Source organism: Rhodococcus sp. NPDC077669, assembly GCF_040686915.1.
Taxonomy (GTDB): domain Bacteria; phylum Actinomycetota; class Actinomycetes; order Mycobacteriales; family Mycobacteriaceae; genus Rhodococcoides; species Rhodococcoides fascians.
Genome location: NZ_JBFBMD010000006.1, coordinates 226682 through 242913 on the forward strand (window position 1 = coordinate 226682; position 16232 = coordinate 242913).

Below are 16232 nucleotides of genomic sequence, written 5' to 3' on the forward strand. Positions count from 1 at the left end.
TCGGGGAGGGTCAGTTGGTAGGAGCAGTGCCGGCAGGTCCGTCGGCCGGGGGTGTGCCGCCCATCGGCGGTTGTCCGCCCCCGCCGCCCCCGCCGCCCGCACCGCCGCCGGAAGGCGCTGCGCTCATGGCGGGTTCGGTGGTGGTGTCGATCGCGACTGCCAGCGAGCCGACGTAACCGCTCGTGGGGTCGCCGGTGAAGGTGCCCATCTCCAGGTCGTAGCCGTCACCGAACACGTTGTCGTTGTCGAGACTGCCGAGCTGGGCCAGGTTGCTCGCGGAGCCCGGATAGGTGTCGAGCTGGTAGATGTCGTTCAGGGTCTCCTGCGGAAAGGCGACCTGCGACGTGGCAATTGCGTTCTCCGCGTTGGTTGCCGACGCTGCGTCGGGGTAGACCTCGAAGTGCATGTGCGTCCAGCGGCCGGAGTAGCAGCCGGGCACGATGGTGTCGAAGGTGGCGCTCCCGCTCGCATCGGCCGTCTGCACACCGCGCAGGTACGTCTCGTCCTCGGCACCCTCGGAGTACATCGAGTACTTGCCGTTCGCGTCGCACTGCCACAGGTACACCGCTGCCCCCTCGAAGGGGCGGTTGTCGTTCGCCATGTCGGTGAGGGTGAACGTGAACGACAGTGGCACACCGCTGACCGTGGTGCCGCCGTCGAGACTCGACGTCACGTCGCGGCGAACGATTCCCGATTCTTCGAGAACGTTGACGCCGTTGGTGCCGTCGGCGGGATACGGGCCGTTGGTCTCCTGTGGAATCTCGCTCGTGGCCGAGGCGGTGGTCGCCGTCGTGGATGCAGCTGTGGTGGTGGTACTTCCGGCGTTCGACGTGCTCGAGCACGCCGCGAGGGCGAGTGCTCCGGCACCGGCTCCGACGATGCTCAGAACGCGGCGACGGGTCAGGAGGGTGGTGATGTCGAACGCGGCACCCTGATCGACCACCTCCTCGTCGGGACGGTCGAGCAGTCGACCTTCGTACGCGGGTCCGTCGGGGGTGTTCGTGGGTTCGGGAATGCGAGGCATCGTGCTCTGTCTCCTTCGATGTGGCACTGGATGTTTCGGTAGTGCCAATACTCTGCGGAGATCCGGGGAGAACCCTGGGCTCCGGCTGGGAGGTTCCTGGGAGCCCGATTCGCGGTTCATGCAAGCTAAGGCTAACCTCTAGTCACTACCCCGACATACAGGACTTTTCATGACTCATCGTGTACTGACCAGCCTCGCTGCCGCAGTGCTCACCTCGCTCGCCCTGGTGAGCTGCAGCTCGTCCGATGCCGACGACGCTTCCGCCTCCGCCGCGTCGTCCACCGACTCGTTTCCGTTGACCGTGCAGCACATGTACGGCGAGACCACCCTCGACGCCGTGCCGGAGCGGGTTGCCACGTGGGGCTTCGGCACCACCGACGCCGTGCTCGCACTGGGCGTGGTGCCGGTGGCCATGCCGTCGGCCGAATACGGCGGTGGGGACGACCTGATCTATCCGTGGATCTCCGACGCCATCGACGCCAGCGGTGGCCCCGCTCCGACGTTGCTGGACAACGTGACCAACGCATTGACGGTGGAAAAGGTGCTCGCCGCCGACCCCGACGTTCTGCTCGCCCCGCATTCGGGTCTGACTCAGGCCGAGTACGACGCGGTGACCGACGCCGGAGTTCCCGTCATCGCCCCGCCGGAAGAGCTGTGGTCGACGCCGTGGCGCGACGTCATCACCACCACGGGCGACGTGCTGGGCGTGCCGGATCGGGCTCGTGAACTCGTGGCCGATCTGGACAAGCAGGTCACCGATGCAGGCTCGCGACACCCCGAGTTCGAGGGCCGCACAATCGCTTACGTGTCCGAGGCCGCAGATGTCTACTACCTGCTGCTGCCGTCCGACCCGCGAGTGGAGTTGCTCGAGAACCTCGGCTTCACCTCGGACCCGTCGGTGACGGCCCTGGCGAGCGGCGACTCGACGTTCTCGACCACAGTCTCAGCAGAGAACATCTCGAAAATCGACGCCGACGTGGTGTTCACTCAGGTCGATACCGACGCTGCACTGGCCGAATTCACGGGTTCACCGGTGACGCGGCAGATCCCGGCCGTCGCCGGGGGAGCAGTCGCAGGATTCGTCGGCCAGGAAGCCGGTGCTGCAGTAGGCCCGACGGCACTGTCGATTCCGTACTTCCTGCCCACCCTCGTCGACGGACTCGCTCGGGCTACCGAGGTAGCCGGGAACTGACCCGAACTACCACGTCGCGCAACGTTTTCGAGTGTTCGCCATGTGCGCCGACCGTCCGGGAACGCTCGGTTGCGGTGTCGATGCGCCACGCGGTGGCGTCGAACAGGGCGGTGATGTCTTTCGCGGTGACGGTCGCCTCGTCCGGTGGCTCGTCGTGCCCGTCGTGCGAATGATGGTGTGCCCCATCGTGTAGATGCCCGACGATGAGCAGGGTGCCGCCCGGTGCCACCCACTGCGCGATGCGTCGATAGAACTCCAACTGCGGAGTCGACGGATGCGCGTAGTGGGTGACCACCAGATCCCAACGCTCGGCCGGGCTCCACGACGTCAGGTCTGCCTCGACCCACTCGACGTGCACCGCTGCGGCGTCGGCTTGACGGGCGGCTGCCGTCAACGCGGCACCGGAGATGTCGGCACCGGTCACCTGCCACCCCTGTGCGGCGAGCCAGATTGCCTCCGCTCCCGCGCCGCACCCCGCGTCCAGGGCGGTGCCGGGCGTCAATTCGGCGGTCTCGGCCTCCAAGTAGGGATTGGCCATGGCCGCGTGGGCAGTCCGGTCGTCCCAGTGCTTCTCCCAGTAGTCCTTATCGAATGCGTGCGTCACGGCAGAGTCCTCTCACACTTCATCGGTTGTCGGGAGCCTGGCAGAACTACGGATGATCGGCAAGTGCTCTTGCCGAATCAGCAAAGACGCGGGGCTTACGGGTAACGCCCACAGACGCCTGATCCGAGCTCAGGTAGACGATCATGTTGCCGACTTCCTCGGGCTCGATCAGTCTGCCTATCAACGAGTTCGGGCGATGGTTCTTCATGAACGTCGCCTGAGCCTCGTCCCACGGGAGGTCGTCGCCGACGAGCTCGGCCACGAAATCCTCCACCCCGCCGGTATGGGTGGGGCCGACGATGACGGAGTTGACCGTAACTCCGGTCCCGGCAGCAGCTTTGGCGAATCCGCGACTCACGGCCAGCAACGCGGTCTTGGTCATGCCGTAGTGGATCATCTCCTCGGGAATGACCACGGCGGAGTCGCTACAGATGTTCTGCACTCGGCCCCAACCGAATTCCATCATCCCGGGCAGGTAGGTGCGGATCAGGCGGACGGCCGAGAGCACGTTGACCTCGAAGTAGCGACGCCATTCGTCGTCGTCGATCTCGAGGGCGGGCTTGGATCCGAAGATGCCGAGGTTGTTGACGAGGATGTCGACCGCGGGGACGCGCGCGGTGAGTAGCTCGACGCCCTCGGCGGTGGCGAGGTCGGCGGCGACGCCGATGACACGCGCGCCCGGAACGGTGTCGAGTATCTGCTGCTCGGCTGTGTCCACGGTGGCCTGCGAGCGCCCGTTGATCACCACCCGGGCACCCGACTGAGCAAGCGCCGTAGCGATCGCCAAGCCGATTCCCTGCGTGGAGCCGGACACCAGGGCAGTACGTCCGTCGAGATCTATGTGCATGGATCCTCCTCGTCGTGTTCGTTGTGAGCCTACGCCGTTATAGCGCGTATGCAACTAATTTGGGATTAGCACTCTCGGGCGTCGGGTGCCAAAATGGAGAGGCATACTTTCGTGCACCAAACCCCAGCTCAGCGAGCCTGAGGAAGGAGAGAACAGTGACAGTGACATCCCCCGATTTCGACGCTCACGACACGGATGACGTGCCGCCGCGGTGGTGGAATCGACATATTCGCACCCGAACGCAGGTGACCGAGATCGCCGTGATGTTCGGCGCTCTGTCGATCGTGTCGTTCTGGGCCGCCGGCCTCGGTATCGCAGCCGGTCTGATCGCCATCGTGTCTGCGCTGTGGGCGGATCGAAGCCCGGATCTCTCCGGGCCGCGCGCCGAACGCAGCGATACCGCGCTCGCCATCGGCACCGGAGCGGTCGGCGTTCTCATCGGTCTCGGCTTCCTGTTGATGGTGCTGCCGCACTGGTGAGGTAAGGGTTCGTGGCGAGAGCCGGTCGACGACGCGTCGGCCGGCTTTCGTCGTCTTCGGCAACATTTCGGTAAGTATCTGCGACGGTCCGTTGCACTAACGGGATTTATATGTGACGCTCTGTAGCGTAAAGATTGTTCGGGACGCAGGCGGAAGGACCACCATGACTGCAGTCGACGACGCACGAACGCACTACCGAGACACCTTGCACTCCTTGTCGACGGCATCGGTGCATCAGCACTTCGACGCCTTCCTCGACATCCCCTGGGACGAGCCCGAATACGCGATCGTTCCCAACGATCCCCGGTGGGTACTCCCGGACGAGGATCCTCTCGGTCACACCGATTGGTACAAGTCGCTTCCCCTGGATCGGCAGATCCACATCGGCATGTATCGCCAGGCCAGCATGGTCAAGGTGGGCCTGCAGTTCGAGCAGATCCTCATCAGCGGCCTCATGCAGTACGCCCTGACGCTGCCCAACGACTCACCGGAATTCCGGTACTCGACGCACGAGGCCACCGAAGAGTGCCACCACACGCAGATGTTCCAGGAGCTGGTGAACCGCATCGGCATCGACGTGCCGGGTGGACCCGGATGGTTCCGCAAGATCGTGCCGATGCTCACGGTGTTCGCCAGCCGCTCGGCACCGTTCGGATTCTTCGTCGGCGTCCTCGCGGGCGAAGAGCCGATCGACCACATGCAGAAGGGCGTTCTGCGCGGAGGCTCAGTCGGCCACCCGTTGGTCCAGCGCGTCATGCAGATCCACATCGCCGAGGAAGCCCGCCACATCGGCTTCGCGCATCAGTACCTGCGGTACAAGGCTCCTCGTCTCGGTCCCTTCGAGAAGGCGTCGATCTCGATTCTCACGCCCGTCATCATGCGGTTGCTGTGCGACGTCATCATGAAGCCGAGCAAGCAGATGCGACGCGAACTCGACATCCCCGACGAGGTAGTGGACGCCGTGTGGTGGAACAGTGAATCGTCACGAAAGGCATTGCGCGACACCTTCGGTGACGTACGGATGCTCGCCGGTGAACTGGGACTGATGAACCGCGTCTCCAAGCGCGTGTGGCGCGCCCTCGGAATCGACGGACGACCGTCGCGTTACCGCAGTGAGCCCTCGTTCGGCTGAGCTGTCTGTGGGCCGGTGACAGATTCGAGAGGGACTTGGGGTATCGCGATTCCGCGTGATGCCCCAAGTCCTTTGACCTGCAGCCAGATGGTGTCGGCCAGGAACGTTGCGAAATGATCCAGGCCGGTGCGTGATTCGGTTTGCGCGCTCCAGCTGCGGACCGCGCCCATGCATCCGGAGACCAGGCCCGCGACCCACGGGCGCACCAGCGACCAATCCTCCGGCGACAGATCCGCATTCACCAACGCGAGGAACGCCGCGACGCTGACCTCCAGCTGCTCGGCGAGCAGGGCATTGGTCTCCTCGAGCGGACTGGGCGACTCGGCACTGACATCCTGCTCGACGAAACGCGTCCACGCCGGATGCTCGGCGACCCAGCGGACGTAGGTACTCACGACACGATGCACCACATCGCGTGGAGTGCCGGTCAATGCGAACGAGGCGACCAGCGCAGCGCTCAGCTGCTTACAGATGGCACGCTGAATCGCGGTGTCGAGATCGGTGCGATCGTTGAAATACCGGTAGAGGCCGGTGCGATGAACGCCCGCCTCGGCCGAGATCTGTGCAGTGGTCAGACGCTCCCCGGGAGCGATGTCACGGGCCAGTACCGTCATCGCGGCCTCGATGATGTGGCGTCGACGATCGGTGTTGTGCTGTTCCCACCGCCGCTTGCGGCCATCGGCCTTCGGGCGTGCGCCACCGTCACTCATGCTGCATGGTCTCATGTTCCACGGGCTGCTGTGGGCGCGTTGGGGTTCGGAGGTCACTCGTGCGGGGGTTCACCGGTCACCTTGTGGTCGGCAAAATTGAGGCCCTCACGCACCAGCCGAGCGAGGTGCCCGTCGGCGAGGTTGTAGATGACGTTTCGCCCGTCGCGGCGAGTCTCGACCAGACCGGTGAACCGGAGCTTCGCCAAATGTTGGCTGACGGCAGTGCGGGACGTGCCGGTGGCCGCGGTGAGCTCGCTGACGTCGGCGGGGCCGCGATCGAGTAGCCAGAGTATGTGCAGCCGAGTGGGATCGGACAGCATCCGGAACGTGTCGGTTGCCGTCGCCAGTCGCGCGGAGTCGGGTTGTGCCTCGTGATGGAGACTGATGCGCTGTTCCTTCTTCGGTGGCATCGAGGTGTCTCCTTTGCGGACGGCGTCTCCTCATGCGGAGGCGGCGACCGGGATTCGGGAGCGACTCCACAGGCGTGCTGCGGACAGTGCCGCAAGTGTAGCCAAGGCCGTGAGCACCGTCGCCGCGGCGAGCAGTCCTAATTGCGCACCGACCCAACCGGCCAACGGATACGTGAGCAGAAACGCCGCATGGGACAGGGAGAACTGAGCGGCGAAGATCGAGGTTCGGCTGTGTTCGTCCGACTCTCGGCGTAAGATCCTCGCCGACGGCGTGTTGATCAGCGAGGTGCCGATACCCAGGATCGACCACGTGATCGCCAGAGCGGTCCACGCGGTCGGCCCGCCGCCGAGGGTGGCGACGAGTGCTGCAGCTGCAGTGCCGACGACAGCGACGGCGGCACCGGCGAGCATGACGCGATGGTCGGAGATCCGCTCGAGGGCTCTCGGAACAAGCAGCGCCGCCGCCATCGACCCCGCACCGAAACAGCCGAGGGCGACAGCCAATTGGGTGCTCGAACCGCCGAACAGATCACGAACGTAGACAACGGTATTGACGAGGACGAGAGCCGTGGCTGCGGCGACCACGATGTTCAATGCCAGCAGACCCTGGAGTTCCCGCTGCCGGACGAAGGTCGCTATGCCGTCGAGTGGTTTCTTGTGTTGTGGTGCAACGTATCTGGGAAGGGCTGTGCCGACCACCACCGCTGCGGAGACGACGAACCCCACCGCCGTCCCGACGAACAGGGTGTGGAAGGTGACGACCGTCAGCAGTGCGGCGGCGATCAGCGGGCTCACCAGGGACTCGAGGTCGTAGGCCAGGCGGGAGAGCGTGAGCGCGCGGGTGTACTGCCGTGCGTCCGGCACGACGGACGGGATCACGGCCTGAAAGGTGGGTGTGAACGTGGCCGACGCCGCCTGCAGCACGAATATCAGGACGTAGACCTGCCACACCTGATCGACGAAGGGGAGCGCCAGCGCGGTGAGCGCTCGGACGACGTCCGCGGTCACGAGGACGGTCTTGCGCGGCAGTGTGCTGGTCAGTGACGAAACGACCGGTGCCACAACCACATACGAGATCATCTTGATCGCCAATGCGGTACCGAGGACGGCTCCGGCGGCGCTTCCGGCGATGTCGTAGGCCAGGAGCCCGAGCGCCACCGTCAGCAACCCGGTGCCCACGAGCGCGACCACCTGTGCGGTGAACAGGCGTCGGAAAGTGTGATTGTGCCGAAGCATGCGTTCACTGTACATATGAGTGCGCACTTGCGCACTCATATGTTTTATTCAAGATGCGCAGACGAACGCCACGCGATGGGGCTATTTTCGGTAGCGTCGTGTTATCGGCTCAATGAATATCCAGGGGTGGTCAATGGCCGATCCACGCACGTATCCAGTGGGGCACCTGGCGCGCGCCATCGACCAGCTGCCGTCGATGATCGGATACTGGGACAGCTCGGAGCGCAACGTCTTCGCCAACAAGGTCTATGCCGACTACTTCGGCATCGAGCCGGCGCGCCTGGTCGGTATGCACATCAGCGAGCTCCTCGGTGAGGGGCTGTACGAACTGAACAGGCCCTACATTTCCGGAGCTCTCGCCGGCGAGCAACAACAGTTCGACCGCACACTCATCGACGTCAACGGCGTCGTACGCGTCACCCAGGCCACCTACGTTTCCGACTTCGTCGACGGCGTCGTCGTCGGGTTCACGGAAATGGTCGTCGACGTCAGCGCCCGAGCCGAAGCCGAACGTGAACGCGACCGCGCCGTGCGCCTCTTCCAGATCGCGATGGAGTACGCACCAATTGGCAAAGCGCTACTGACAACCGACGGCCGCTGGCTGCAAGTGAACAAAGCGCTGTGCGATCTCCTCGGATACACCTCGGAAGAACTGCTGCAGAAAACTTTTCGAGACCTCACGCATCCCGACGACATCGCGATGGCAGACCACCACCTTGCCGGTTTGGCCGACGGGACGCTCACCAGCGTGGCATCGGAGAAGAGATACATCCGCAAGGACGGAGCCACCATCTGGGTCCAGCGGAACGCCACCGTGGTGCGAGACAACGAGGGCGACGACATCATCATCGCCCAGATCCAGGACATCACCGCCCGGAAGGGAGCCGAGGCGGCACTCGAGCGCCAACTGTTGATCGACGACCTGACCGGCCTGGCCAATCGCCGACGGTTGATGGCAGAACTTCAGGCCCTCAAGGAAGCCGCCGACGAAAACCCGGTCGGAATCCTGTTCGTCGACGTCGACTCCTTCAAATCCGTCAACGATCGATACGGCCACGCAGTAGGCGACCGACTGCTCGCCGCCATCGGAGCCCGCATCCGCGCCAACCTCCGCACCGGAGACATCGCCTGCCGCACCGGAGGCGACGAATTCGTCGCTCTGCTGCGTAGCTCCCGATCGGCCGACGGAGTCGAACGCCTCGCCGCACGAGTGCGGTTGCTACTGGCCGGCCCGTACCTCATCGACGGTGTTCCGGTACCCGCATCGGTCAGCGTCGGATGGAGCTGGGACAAACCCGTCAGCCCCGAAAAATTACTGCACATCGCGGACGAACGCATGTACTCGTCGAAACGACGCTGACCCCTCGCGCGGCCCCCGACGTGCGGCTGACCCCTCGCGCGGCTCCCCGACGTGCGGCTGACCCCTCGCGCGGCTCCCCGACGTGCGGCTGACCCCTCGCGCGGCTCCCCATTGCGGATCAATGTGGCTTGCAGTCGCTTGGAGTGCAACAAAGTCGCATTGATCCGTCGGCAGAGGGGTGAGCGGGGCGGCGGGGAGGTGCGGGTCCGGATAGTTCGCAAACGCGCGCGCACTTGTCAGAAATGCCCGGAACGGTGTGGCAATTATGGGAGCGTTCGGCAAACGCGCGCGCGTTTGCGAAGGTACGCAAGAACATGGACCTCCGCCAGAACGATGTAGACGCCACTCTTGCGGGAGGCCTCGAGGTACTCCGGTCGGCGTGGGAGTCGGCTACGAGGGTGGTGCCTCACAGCCGTGTCGGACGTGCCCCCAGTATCGGTGCGGGAGCAGGGTCTTGCTTCTTGCGCGAATCGACCCGATACGCGAGATAGAGATACAGGCAGCCGGTAATGGTGCCGCCGAGACATCCTGCTGCGATATCGAGGGCGGTGGATCCTGAGTTGATCGTGAAGTGGAGCAAGAAGAACCCTATTGCGACGGCCGGGACGAGCGCCAGGGCGTTGATGTAATCGGCCCGGGTCGCGCCGCATTTCTTGCTCAATGCGCCGGTCATGACCCACTCGCGAAATGGCTTCTGCATCTCAGGCTCCTTGTATGGGTCTGATTTGTCCCGTTCAGCCAGGATACCGGAGAGTTGGTTTAGGTGGGGTTCGAGTTATGCGCGCTGTTGTCTTCCTCGCTGTACTCGCGATCATCTACAAGTGGCCGGTGTTCGGAGACAGCCCTGGCCACTGGTCGGCCCTGAGTCAGGGAATCATGTTCGGCGCGATCATCTGCACCGTCGCTACTCCTGCGGGATGGAAGGCCATCCGGCGAATAGACGGACGGATGCGTTCTTAGATCGATGCCCGTGGGGGTCGGCGTCGGGTCGGCGTGGCGGCGCAAACGCGAGCGCATTCGTCAGGTGCGCGCGGATTCGTCTCTGATTTCGACCGCCAGAGAGGGCCATTCGACAAAAGCGCGCGCGTTTGCGGCGGGGTTCAGTCCCGTTTCGTGACTCGGCCGGAGCAGTTCGGCGTGGGCACCCGTTGCCTCCCGATCCACCTGAATCGGGTGCAGATAGCCGCGCTCACCCTCTTTGCCAGGCTGCTTGTGAGTCGAGGGTGGTGAGGCCATGTGTTTGGGTGAGTCCCATGGACTGGGTCGGCAGAGAGCTGTGTGTGGCTGCGGGGAGCGGGGCAGTCACGTCGGCGGTACTCATCGCACCGGTCATCGATGGCAAGTGGTTGGATCTGACTCTCCCAGCCGTACTCGGCGCAATCGGTGGACTGCTGGTGGGATTCGCGGCGGTGGTCGGCGGCAAGTACGCACTGAAGACTGCAGTGCCGTGGCCACCGAGCGGTCGAAAACAATGGCGACACCGATTTGCCCTGTGCACTGCGGCAGTGGTGACACTATTTGTTGCTGGGCTCTTGGCATGGGCGAGCGCTTCCTCGGTGATGGTCGCGTCGGACAGCGCGGAGCCGCCAATACAGCTGATGGTGACAATTGCGTTGACTGCAATCAGTTACGTGTTCGCGTACTTCCTTGCGCCCGAGGTCAACTGACTTCGGCTGGAGCGGTTCAGTCCGAACCGGTGAGCGCGCCGAGGACACGCTCACCGACAGGCGTCAGGGCCGTCGAGCGCGCCCACGAATCTGCAGGCAACATCACGCGGGACTCTCCACTGATTGTCGTATCGCACGAATTACATCGGTCCGACGGGATAACCCTCCATGCTTCGGAAGGTTCCGACACCCATGGCCTCGACCGAATCGGGACCGGTCGAAGCGACGGTTGTGAATTCGATGTGTTGCGGATCCGGCTGAGCGCCCCAGGCGCGTGCGAGCCGCACGTTGTTCTCGGCCGGCCCGTCGAACAATCGAGCTCGATCTTCTTCGCGAATCGAGTAGTCCACGCTCGCTGCGAACAGAGCCGTCAACTGGGCTGTGGTCGGCACATCGTCGGTGATGGGCGGTGGCGGAGAGGCGAATTGCGTCGGGCTGATCGATGCGACCGGCGACTCCGGCTCGTCCACCTCGGCGGGGGAGCAGGCGCAGGCGAGCAACACCACAGCGACCGCGCTCACTCCAACAAGTTTCACCAGCCCAGTATGAACCGAAACAGCATGGTGGGTAGGTGAATCGGCGTCAGATACCCGACGTCGTCAGGCGTCGGTTGTGTTGGGCGGTGATCACCAGTACCGGTATGGCGATCGGCAGGATCAAGGCCGCCGCTGAAGAACGAGGGCAGCAGAAGCAGTCGTCAGGTTGTGGACCGCTACAGCCACTATCCATGCACCCACGGCCGCGATGGCCTGCGCACCCACTCGGAGGGCCGTCACTGTCCACGGTGAACGAACTACGAATTTGCCTATGGTCATCGGCAGATAGTGGCCCTCGTTCACCTGTGACAGCTGCAGCGTAGCGACAGTCATCATGGCCGCGCTGATGGCGGCGATCAGGAGGCCGAGAAACAACATGCTCAGTACGCTACGCAAACTTGTGGCCCTAGGCTGCTGGTATGACTGCCGCTGCGAATTCCGATGAGACCCGTCGTCGGGTGCCGTCCTGGTTACGAGAGTTGACGGTTCTGGTCGTGGTCGCATTGTTATTGAGTGTGCTACTGCAAACATTCGTCGGCCGTGTCTATCTCATCCCGTCGCAGTCCATGGAACCCACTCTGCACGGCTGTCCCGGTTGTACCGGTGATCGAATCGTGGTGGACAAGATGACGTTTCGATTCGGCGATCCGCAGCCGGGTGATGTGGTGGTGTTCAAGGCTCCGACGGAGTCGTGGAACAGGGGATACAGCTCGAACCGATCGAGCAACGCGGGAGTGAAGGCGTTACAAGACGCGGGATCGTGGGCCGGACTCGTCGCGCCCGACGAGAACGACCTGGTGAAACGGGTGATCGCAACAGGCGGGCAAACCGTCCAGTGTTGCGATGTGCAAGGAAGAGTCGAGGTCGACGGGCAGCCCCTCGACGAGCCCTACATCGCGTTCGACTTCCCCTACGACGCGGACACACTTACCTGCGCAACAGTTCCGCAGTCCGGTCGCTGTTTCGGGCCGGTGACCGTGCCGTCCGGAAATCTGTGGATGATGGGCGACAATCGAAGCGGCTCAGCCGATTCGAGGGCACACTCCCGTGACGAACTGGGCGGAACGGTCCCTATCGGGAACGTGATAGGCAAGGCCAGATTCATCGTGCTGCCACCGTCGAGATGGGGTGTCATCGACTCGCCTGCGATACAGCGCTGATCGACTGCGCATTCCCACGATCCTGTCGAGTAGCGGCGTCTTAGAACCCGAGATCGCGCTTACGACGCTCGCGTTCGATGCGTCGCTGTTCCTCGGCGCGTTCGCGGCATTGCCGGAGGAATTCGGCGTCCGCATCCGGATTCTGGGCGGCCTGACGTCCCGGCCGCGTCTCGTACTCGGGGTACGCGGAGTTGCTCGCGCGACCGTAACCGGACCCGCCGGCACCTCCCCAAATCCCGGCACCGACGGGTCGGCCCGCAACGAGCCAGGCCAACGACCCAGCGAACGGGAGGAAGACGATGAGCAGAATCCAGACGATCTTGGGTAGATAGCGGATGCCACCCTCGTCTGCGGTGATCGCGTCGATCAGACAGAACACCCACAGCAGCATGACCAGCAAACCGAAATACGGCATTGTGTCCCTCCATGTCCAAGACCGCTCGGTCCGTTGTATCGAAGATCGTAGCGCTGTCCTCGCGATTTCGACAGACGAGTCGGTTTGGAAACCTGGGGTGGGGGCGCGGACACGGCCGGATGTCGCGTCAATGTCCTGGGCAGTAGATGTACAGAGATGATCGCTGCCCATCCCTGGTGAGCAGGACGGTCACCGGATCGGGCGGACGCGTGTGCGCCTATTGGCGAGCATTGTCATGGCCCGCAGTGGGCCTGATCCTCAGACCGACGAAAACCACGACAAGGGTCGCCAGAAATACCGCGGGATAGGTGAATTGGACGGCGAACTCGAAGGCGGGGGAGCCCTCGAACATGAAGATTCCGATGGCCTTGATGCCGCGGTAGTCGGTGAAGTACCAGGCAATCATCGGCGTGGTCACGGCGATCGGGACCAGCCAACTCCACCAGGTTCGGTGTCGGTTGGCATAGTCGAGAGCGAGGACGGTCAGCGGAATGCACCACACCCAGTGATGGCCCCACGCGAAAGGCGAGACCATCGGCGTCGCCATTCCACATATCGTCAGGGCCAGCAACGTCTTTCCGGCTGCCTGTGCGCGTGCCGCCACCCACAGCGCCAGGGCGGCGACGACGAGGGCGAGCACCAGCCACACAGCAAATGGAGGTGTGTTGCCCGGCCACAGTCGAGCCAACACGCCATGAATCGACTGGTTGGCGGGTGAGGCAAGTGCGCCGATTCGTTCCGAGTCGATCATCGTCGACGTCCAGAATCTCCACGAATCTGCGGGAATGACGATCAGTCCTGCAAGCACGGTCACCGTGAACGCGGCGATCGCGGTGACGGCTGCTCGCCACTGTCTCTGTGCCAGTAGATGAAGCACGAAGAATGCGGGCGTCAATTTCAGTCCTGCAGCGATGCCGACCCCCACACCGCGGAGCCGACTGCCCTCGCCGCGGGTGAGATCGAGCAGAACGAGAACCAGTAGAAGCACATTGATCTGGCCGAGCCAGATGGTCATGCGGACGGGCTCGAGCCACGTCAGTGCCACTGCCAATCCGACACTGACGAGATACATTGTTGCGCTTCGATATCCGAGCGCGCGCCAGCTCGCGACCACGGCCGCGTAGATCAGCAACAGATTGATCGCCTGGACCACCGTCACAGCGCTCGTGACCGAGAGGAGGGCGAGCGGGGCGAAGGCCAACGCCGCGAAGGGCGGGTAGGTGAACGGTAGGCCGATGTCGAACAATGCGAACTCGTAGAGCGGCTCGCCATGCTGAACGACGTACGCGCCGTGTCGATAGACGATGGTGTCGATTCCGTTGCCGAACAGACCGAAGGGGGTCGACCATCCCAGGAAGTAGGCGTGCGCAACGACCGCGACGCACGCGGCGATGGCCGACGCGAGGAACCAGCGCCAACCGAGCCGGCCAACGCGCGTCGCATGCACTTCCGGTTGCGTCTCCCGGATGGCCGACTCCGGGGCGTTCTCTGCGCGCACGTCCGAGTCTGACCGCGCGTAGAGCGGCCGAAAACTGGACGTCGTCATGGCCTACACGATAGATCGTTGTACCTGATACAAGGAACTCGACACGGACAGACCGGTACGTTTTGTCAGCGTGTGGCTGGGACTCGTCTCCGTCCTCTCGCTCTCCGGACTGTTGATCTACGAACTCGCGACGCGATAGTTCGACGAAAATCCCGGGCCGCAACTCGACCCGGGATTTTCGCTGTCCCGATCGGCACCGGATAGGTTGATGTCCATGGATGTCCATGGATATCCGGGTGGCCGACCTTCGTCGACCTGCATTGATCGTCGTCGATGTGCAGGCCGGTTTCGAAAACTCGGAATTCTGGGGTCCACGGGACAACCCGTCGTGCGAGAGCAATATTGTCGATCTCGTTGAGTTCTGGCGGTCCCGGGCTTGGCCCGTGGTATTCGTTCAGCACGATTCCGACAATCCGGAGTCGCCGTTGTCGCCGACGCAGGACGGGCATCGCTTCAAGGACATGCTCGACGGGATTCCGGATCTGCTCGTCCACAAACGCGTCAATTCGAGCTTCTACGGCACTCCCGATCTGGACGCATGGCTGCGAGGCGAGGACATCGACCAGGTGGTCATCTGCGGAATCACCACCAATCACTGCTGTGAGACCACAGCGAGGATGGCTGGGAACCTCGGCTACGACACCTACTTCGTCATAGACGCGACGCACACCTTCGATCGCGTCGCGCTCGACGGGACAGTCGTACCCGCCGCAACACTGTCGGCCATCACGGCCACCAACCTGCACGGCGAGTTCGCGACGGTGATCGAAACGAAAGGCATAACTTCCCACTGACGTCGCCCAATTTGGTACCGTTCGGTATGGCCGATCGGGGAGCAGTAGCAGGGCTCGCGGGACCCATTGTGCTGCTGTATCTGGGGTACATCGCGTCGATCCCGACTCTCTCGTCGCTGGTCCACGGGATATTCGACCCTTGAATAGATTGGGCCGACACGGGTTTCGGTGAAGTGTTGCTGTTCTCGTTCCTGGTCGTGGGCGGTCTCGCCGCGTGTGTTGCGGCAGTTCGCACACTGGCCGACTCTCCGAGGTTCCCCGGAATCGTCGTCACACCGGGGTCGTCGATCGGAAGGAAAGTCGACGCGGTGGTGGTGACACTCATTGCCTACGCCGTCGTTGTTCTGGTGTGTGCGACAGCTACCGCATCAGCCGCAATTCTGGTGCCGCTCATCGCGGCATGGGCTTGCTCCAACACGATTCGGAATTTTCGCGAACTGAAGAGTCGACGTCGAGCGTCCGCAATATAGCCCATGAACACCGTGCTGATGCTGATGCTCTGGTTCGTCGCGCTTGCGTACGCGGCATCCGTCGGATTCCGTGGCAGGGCAACGCATCCCGACTACTACGGTGCACGAGTGTCGGACACGGTGAAATCGACACCCCGACTGCGTGCACGAGCCAATCGATCGGTCGGGATCTGGTGCACGGTCAGTTCCATGATGGCTGTGGTGCCGATCGTATGGATCGGCTCCGACTTTCACCGTGAAAGAACGACTTGGGAGCTGGCCGGTCTGGCTGCTTCGTCGTCGTCGTCGTCGTCGTCGTCGTGGTGGTGGGGGGTTACCCGCTGGAGAAGATCAAGAAGTCGGACGTTCGGAAGGTCCAACAACGCGAATGCGGCCGTCAATTGTGCTCGGGCTGCGTCGATTTCGGAGGTGTTGCCCGCAAGATGGTGGAGCAAGGCGCGTTGAAAGATCCCGTCGAGCAGGATGTAGGCGGAGGGGCGGTCGAGGGCCGATTCGGAGCCGCGTAGTTCGCAGTACTTCGTCACCACGCGCCAAATTATGTCTTCGCGACGTTCCTCGATGTCCAAGACGTCGAGTGACGCTCCCTCGCCTCGGACCGTGCAACGTGGATCACGGGAATTCACTACATTCTGGACGGCGGCCTCTCGGCG

Annotated in this window: 20 protein-coding genes; 8 read left to right on the forward strand and 12 right to left on the reverse strand. The window is 63.4% G+C overall.

The features are described 5' to 3' along the window. Positions 1–10 precede the first annotated feature (10 nt). Positions 11–1024 (reverse strand): 3,4-dioxygenase subunit beta, encoded by a 1014-nt coding sequence (locus tag AB0P23_RS10535; protein ID WP_363797543.1) that lies wholly within the window; start codon positions 1022–1024, stop codon positions 11–13. A gap of 169 nt (positions 1025–1193) precedes the next feature. Between AB0P23_RS10535 and AB0P23_RS10540 the strand changes: the two genes are divergently transcribed. Next, positions 1194–2216 carry an ABC transporter substrate-binding protein gene (locus AB0P23_RS10540; RefSeq protein WP_363797545.1) on the forward strand — a complete coding sequence of 341 codons (1023 nt, stop codon included), beginning with the start codon at positions 1194–1196 and terminating at the stop codon, positions 2214–2216. Here the strand turns inward: AB0P23_RS10540 and AB0P23_RS10545 are convergent. Beyond that, positions 2194–2820 carry a class I SAM-dependent methyltransferase gene (locus tag AB0P23_RS10545; RefSeq protein ID WP_206498709.1) on the reverse strand — a complete coding sequence of 209 codons (627 nt, stop codon included), beginning with the start codon at positions 2818–2820 and terminating at the stop codon, positions 2194–2196. The genes AB0P23_RS10540 and AB0P23_RS10545 overlap by 23 nt on opposite strands. Positions 2821–2866: 46 nt before the next feature. After that, complete coding sequence (locus AB0P23_RS10550) at positions 2867–3667, reverse strand: SDR family oxidoreductase (protein WP_206498710.1); 801 nt, start codon at positions 3665–3667, stop codon at positions 2867–2869. Positions 3668–3822: 155 nt separating this feature from the next. Here AB0P23_RS10550 and AB0P23_RS10555 point away from each other — a divergent pair, with 155 nt between their 5' ends. Then, entirely contained in the window at positions 3823–4146 is a 324-nt protein-coding gene (locus tag AB0P23_RS10555) for a hypothetical protein (RefSeq protein ID WP_155288685.1), read from the forward strand. A 163-nt stretch (positions 4147–4309) separates the two neighbouring features. Beyond that, positions 4310–5278: a diiron oxygenase gene (locus AB0P23_RS10560; RefSeq protein ID WP_032366953.1), complete on the forward strand. Its 969-nt coding sequence runs from the start codon at positions 4310–4312 to the stop codon at positions 5276–5278. Here AB0P23_RS10560 and AB0P23_RS10565 read toward each other — a convergent pair. Genes AB0P23_RS10565 through AB0P23_RS10575 form a run of 3 tightly spaced genes read right to left on the reverse strand, consistent with a single transcriptional unit; the run spans position 5251 to position 7634 of the window. Further along, positions 5251–5988, reverse strand: a complete 738-nt coding sequence (locus AB0P23_RS10565; RefSeq protein WP_052057102.1) for a TetR/AcrR family transcriptional regulator — start codon at positions 5986–5988, stop codon at positions 5251–5253. The genes AB0P23_RS10560 and AB0P23_RS10565 overlap by 28 nt on opposite strands. Positions 5989–6041: 53 nt before the next feature. Further along, positions 6042–6398 carry a metalloregulator ArsR/SmtB family transcription factor gene (locus AB0P23_RS10570; RefSeq protein ID WP_032366952.1) on the reverse strand — a complete coding sequence of 119 codons (357 nt, stop codon included), beginning with the start codon at positions 6396–6398 and terminating at the stop codon, positions 6042–6044. Between the two features lie 30 nt (positions 6399–6428). After that, positions 6429–7634, reverse strand: a complete 1206-nt coding sequence (locus AB0P23_RS10575) for an MFS transporter (protein ID WP_206498711.1) — start codon at positions 7632–7634, stop codon at positions 6429–6431. Positions 7635–7767: 133 nt separating this feature from the next. Here AB0P23_RS10575 and AB0P23_RS10580 point away from each other — a divergent pair, with 133 nt between their 5' ends. Then, entirely contained in the window at positions 7768–8994 is a 1227-nt protein-coding gene (locus tag AB0P23_RS10580) for a PAS domain S-box protein (protein WP_363797549.1), read from the forward strand. Positions 8995–9400: 406 nt separating this feature from the next. Here the strand turns inward: AB0P23_RS10580 and AB0P23_RS10585 are convergent, their stop codons facing one another. Further along, complete coding sequence (locus AB0P23_RS10585) at positions 9401–9694, reverse strand: hypothetical protein (RefSeq protein ID WP_032374949.1); 294 nt, start codon at positions 9692–9694, stop codon at positions 9401–9403. Between the two features lie 77 nt (positions 9695–9771). Between AB0P23_RS10585 and AB0P23_RS10590 the strand changes: the two genes are divergently transcribed. Beyond that, the gene (locus AB0P23_RS10590; protein ID WP_027495532.1) at positions 9772–9954 is read left to right on the forward strand and encodes a hypothetical protein; all 183 of its coding nucleotides are present in this window, start codon (positions 9772–9774) and stop codon (positions 9952–9954) included. Between the two features lie 284 nt (positions 9955–10238). After that, the gene (locus AB0P23_RS10595; protein ID WP_363797551.1) at positions 10239–10661 is read left to right on the forward strand and encodes a hypothetical protein; all 423 of its coding nucleotides are present in this window, start codon (positions 10239–10241) and stop codon (positions 10659–10661) included. A 140-nt stretch (positions 10662–10801) separates the two neighbouring features. On the opposite strand, the gene AB0P23_RS10600 is transcribed toward AB0P23_RS10595, so the two are convergent. Both AB0P23_RS10600 and AB0P23_RS10605 read right to left on the reverse strand, forming a co-directional pair. Further along, on the reverse strand, positions 10802–11197 hold the full coding sequence (locus AB0P23_RS10600; protein WP_283542613.1) for a hypothetical protein: 396 nt from the start codon (positions 11195–11197) through the stop codon (positions 10802–10804). Between the two features lie 120 nt (positions 11198–11317). Further along, positions 11318–11575 carry a hypothetical protein gene (locus AB0P23_RS10605; RefSeq protein WP_032374951.1) on the reverse strand — a complete coding sequence of 86 codons (258 nt, stop codon included), beginning with the start codon at positions 11573–11575 and terminating at the stop codon, positions 11318–11320. 41 nt (positions 11576–11616) lie between these two features. Here AB0P23_RS10605 and lepB point away from each other — a divergent pair, with 41 nt between their 5' ends. After that, the gene (gene lepB / locus AB0P23_RS10610; protein ID WP_283542612.1) at positions 11617–12357 is read left to right on the forward strand and encodes a signal peptidase I; all 741 of its coding nucleotides are present in this window, start codon (positions 11617–11619) and stop codon (positions 12355–12357) included. A gap of 40 nt (positions 12358–12397) precedes the next feature. Here the strand turns inward: lepB and AB0P23_RS10615 are convergent, their stop codons facing one another. Both AB0P23_RS10615 and AB0P23_RS10620 read right to left on the reverse strand, forming a co-directional pair. Further along, a complete protein-coding gene (locus AB0P23_RS10615; protein WP_027495537.1) occupies positions 12398–12772 on the reverse strand; it encodes a PLD nuclease N-terminal domain-containing protein in 375 nt (124 codons plus the stop codon). A gap of 217 nt (positions 12773–12989) precedes the next feature. Next, positions 12990–14318, reverse strand: coding sequence for a glycosyltransferase 87 family protein (locus tag AB0P23_RS10620; RefSeq protein ID WP_283542610.1), 1329 nt, complete (start codon positions 14316–14318; stop codon positions 12990–12992). Positions 14319–14536: 218 nt separating this feature from the next. On the opposite strand from AB0P23_RS10620, the gene AB0P23_RS10625 reads away from it, so the two are divergent. Further along, positions 14537–15112 (forward strand): cysteine hydrolase family protein, encoded by a 576-nt coding sequence (locus AB0P23_RS10625; RefSeq protein WP_283542609.1) that lies wholly within the window; start codon positions 14537–14539, stop codon positions 15110–15112. A 700-nt stretch (positions 15113–15812) separates the two neighbouring features. Here AB0P23_RS10625 and AB0P23_RS10630 read toward each other — a convergent pair. Continuing rightward, entirely contained in the window at positions 15813–16109 is a 297-nt protein-coding gene (locus tag AB0P23_RS10630; RefSeq protein ID WP_363797555.1) for a hypothetical protein, read from the reverse strand. Positions 16110–16232: the final 123 nt, after the last annotated feature.

Coding starts and splice junctions, on each gene's coding strand:
- AB0P23_RS10535 (WP_363797543.1), bottom strand. CDS start 1,024: ATGCCTCGCATTCCCGAACCCACGAACACCCCCGACGGACCCGCGTAC.
- AB0P23_RS10540 (WP_363797545.1), top strand. CDS start 1,194: ATGACTCATCGTGTACTGACCAGCCTCGCTGCCGCAGTGCTCACCTCG.
- AB0P23_RS10550 (WP_206498710.1), bottom strand. CDS start 3,667: ATGCACATAGATCTCGACGGACGTACTGCCCTGGTGTCCGGCTCCACG.
- AB0P23_RS10560 (WP_032366953.1), top strand. CDS start 4,310: ATGACTGCAGTCGACGACGCACGAACGCACTACCGAGACACCTTGCAC.
- AB0P23_RS10565 (WP_052057102.1), bottom strand. CDS start 5,988: ATGAGTGACGGTGGCGCACGCCCGAAGGCCGATGGCCGCAAGCGGCGG.
- AB0P23_RS10570 (WP_032366952.1), bottom strand. CDS start 6,398: ATGCCACCGAAGAAGGAACAGCGCATCAGTCTCCATCACGAGGCACAA.
- AB0P23_RS10575 (WP_206498711.1), bottom strand. CDS start 7,634: ATGCTTCGGCACAATCACACTTTCCGACGCCTGTTCACCGCACAGGTG.
- AB0P23_RS10580 (WP_363797549.1), top strand. CDS start 7,768: ATGGCCGATCCACGCACGTATCCAGTGGGGCACCTGGCGCGCGCCATC.
- AB0P23_RS10585 (WP_032374949.1), bottom strand. CDS start 9,694: ATGCAGAAGCCATTTCGCGAGTGGGTCATGACCGGCGCATTGAGCAAG.
- AB0P23_RS10590 (WP_027495532.1), top strand. CDS start 9,772: ATGCGCGCTGTTGTCTTCCTCGCTGTACTCGCGATCATCTACAAGTGG.
- AB0P23_RS10605 (WP_032374951.1), bottom strand. CDS start 11,575: ATGTTGTTTCTCGGCCTCCTGATCGCCGCCATCAGCGCGGCCATGATG.
- lepB (WP_283542612.1), top strand. CDS start 11,617: ATGACTGCCGCTGCGAATTCCGATGAGACCCGTCGTCGGGTGCCGTCC.
- AB0P23_RS10615 (WP_027495537.1), bottom strand. CDS start 12,772: ATGCCGTATTTCGGTTTGCTGGTCATGCTGCTGTGGGTGTTCTGTCTG.
- AB0P23_RS10620 (WP_283542610.1), bottom strand. CDS start 14,318: ATGACGACGTCCAGTTTTCGGCCGCTCTACGCGCGGTCAGACTCGGAC.
- AB0P23_RS10625 (WP_283542609.1), top strand. CDS start 14,537: ATGTCCATGGATATCCGGGTGGCCGACCTTCGTCGACCTGCATTGATC.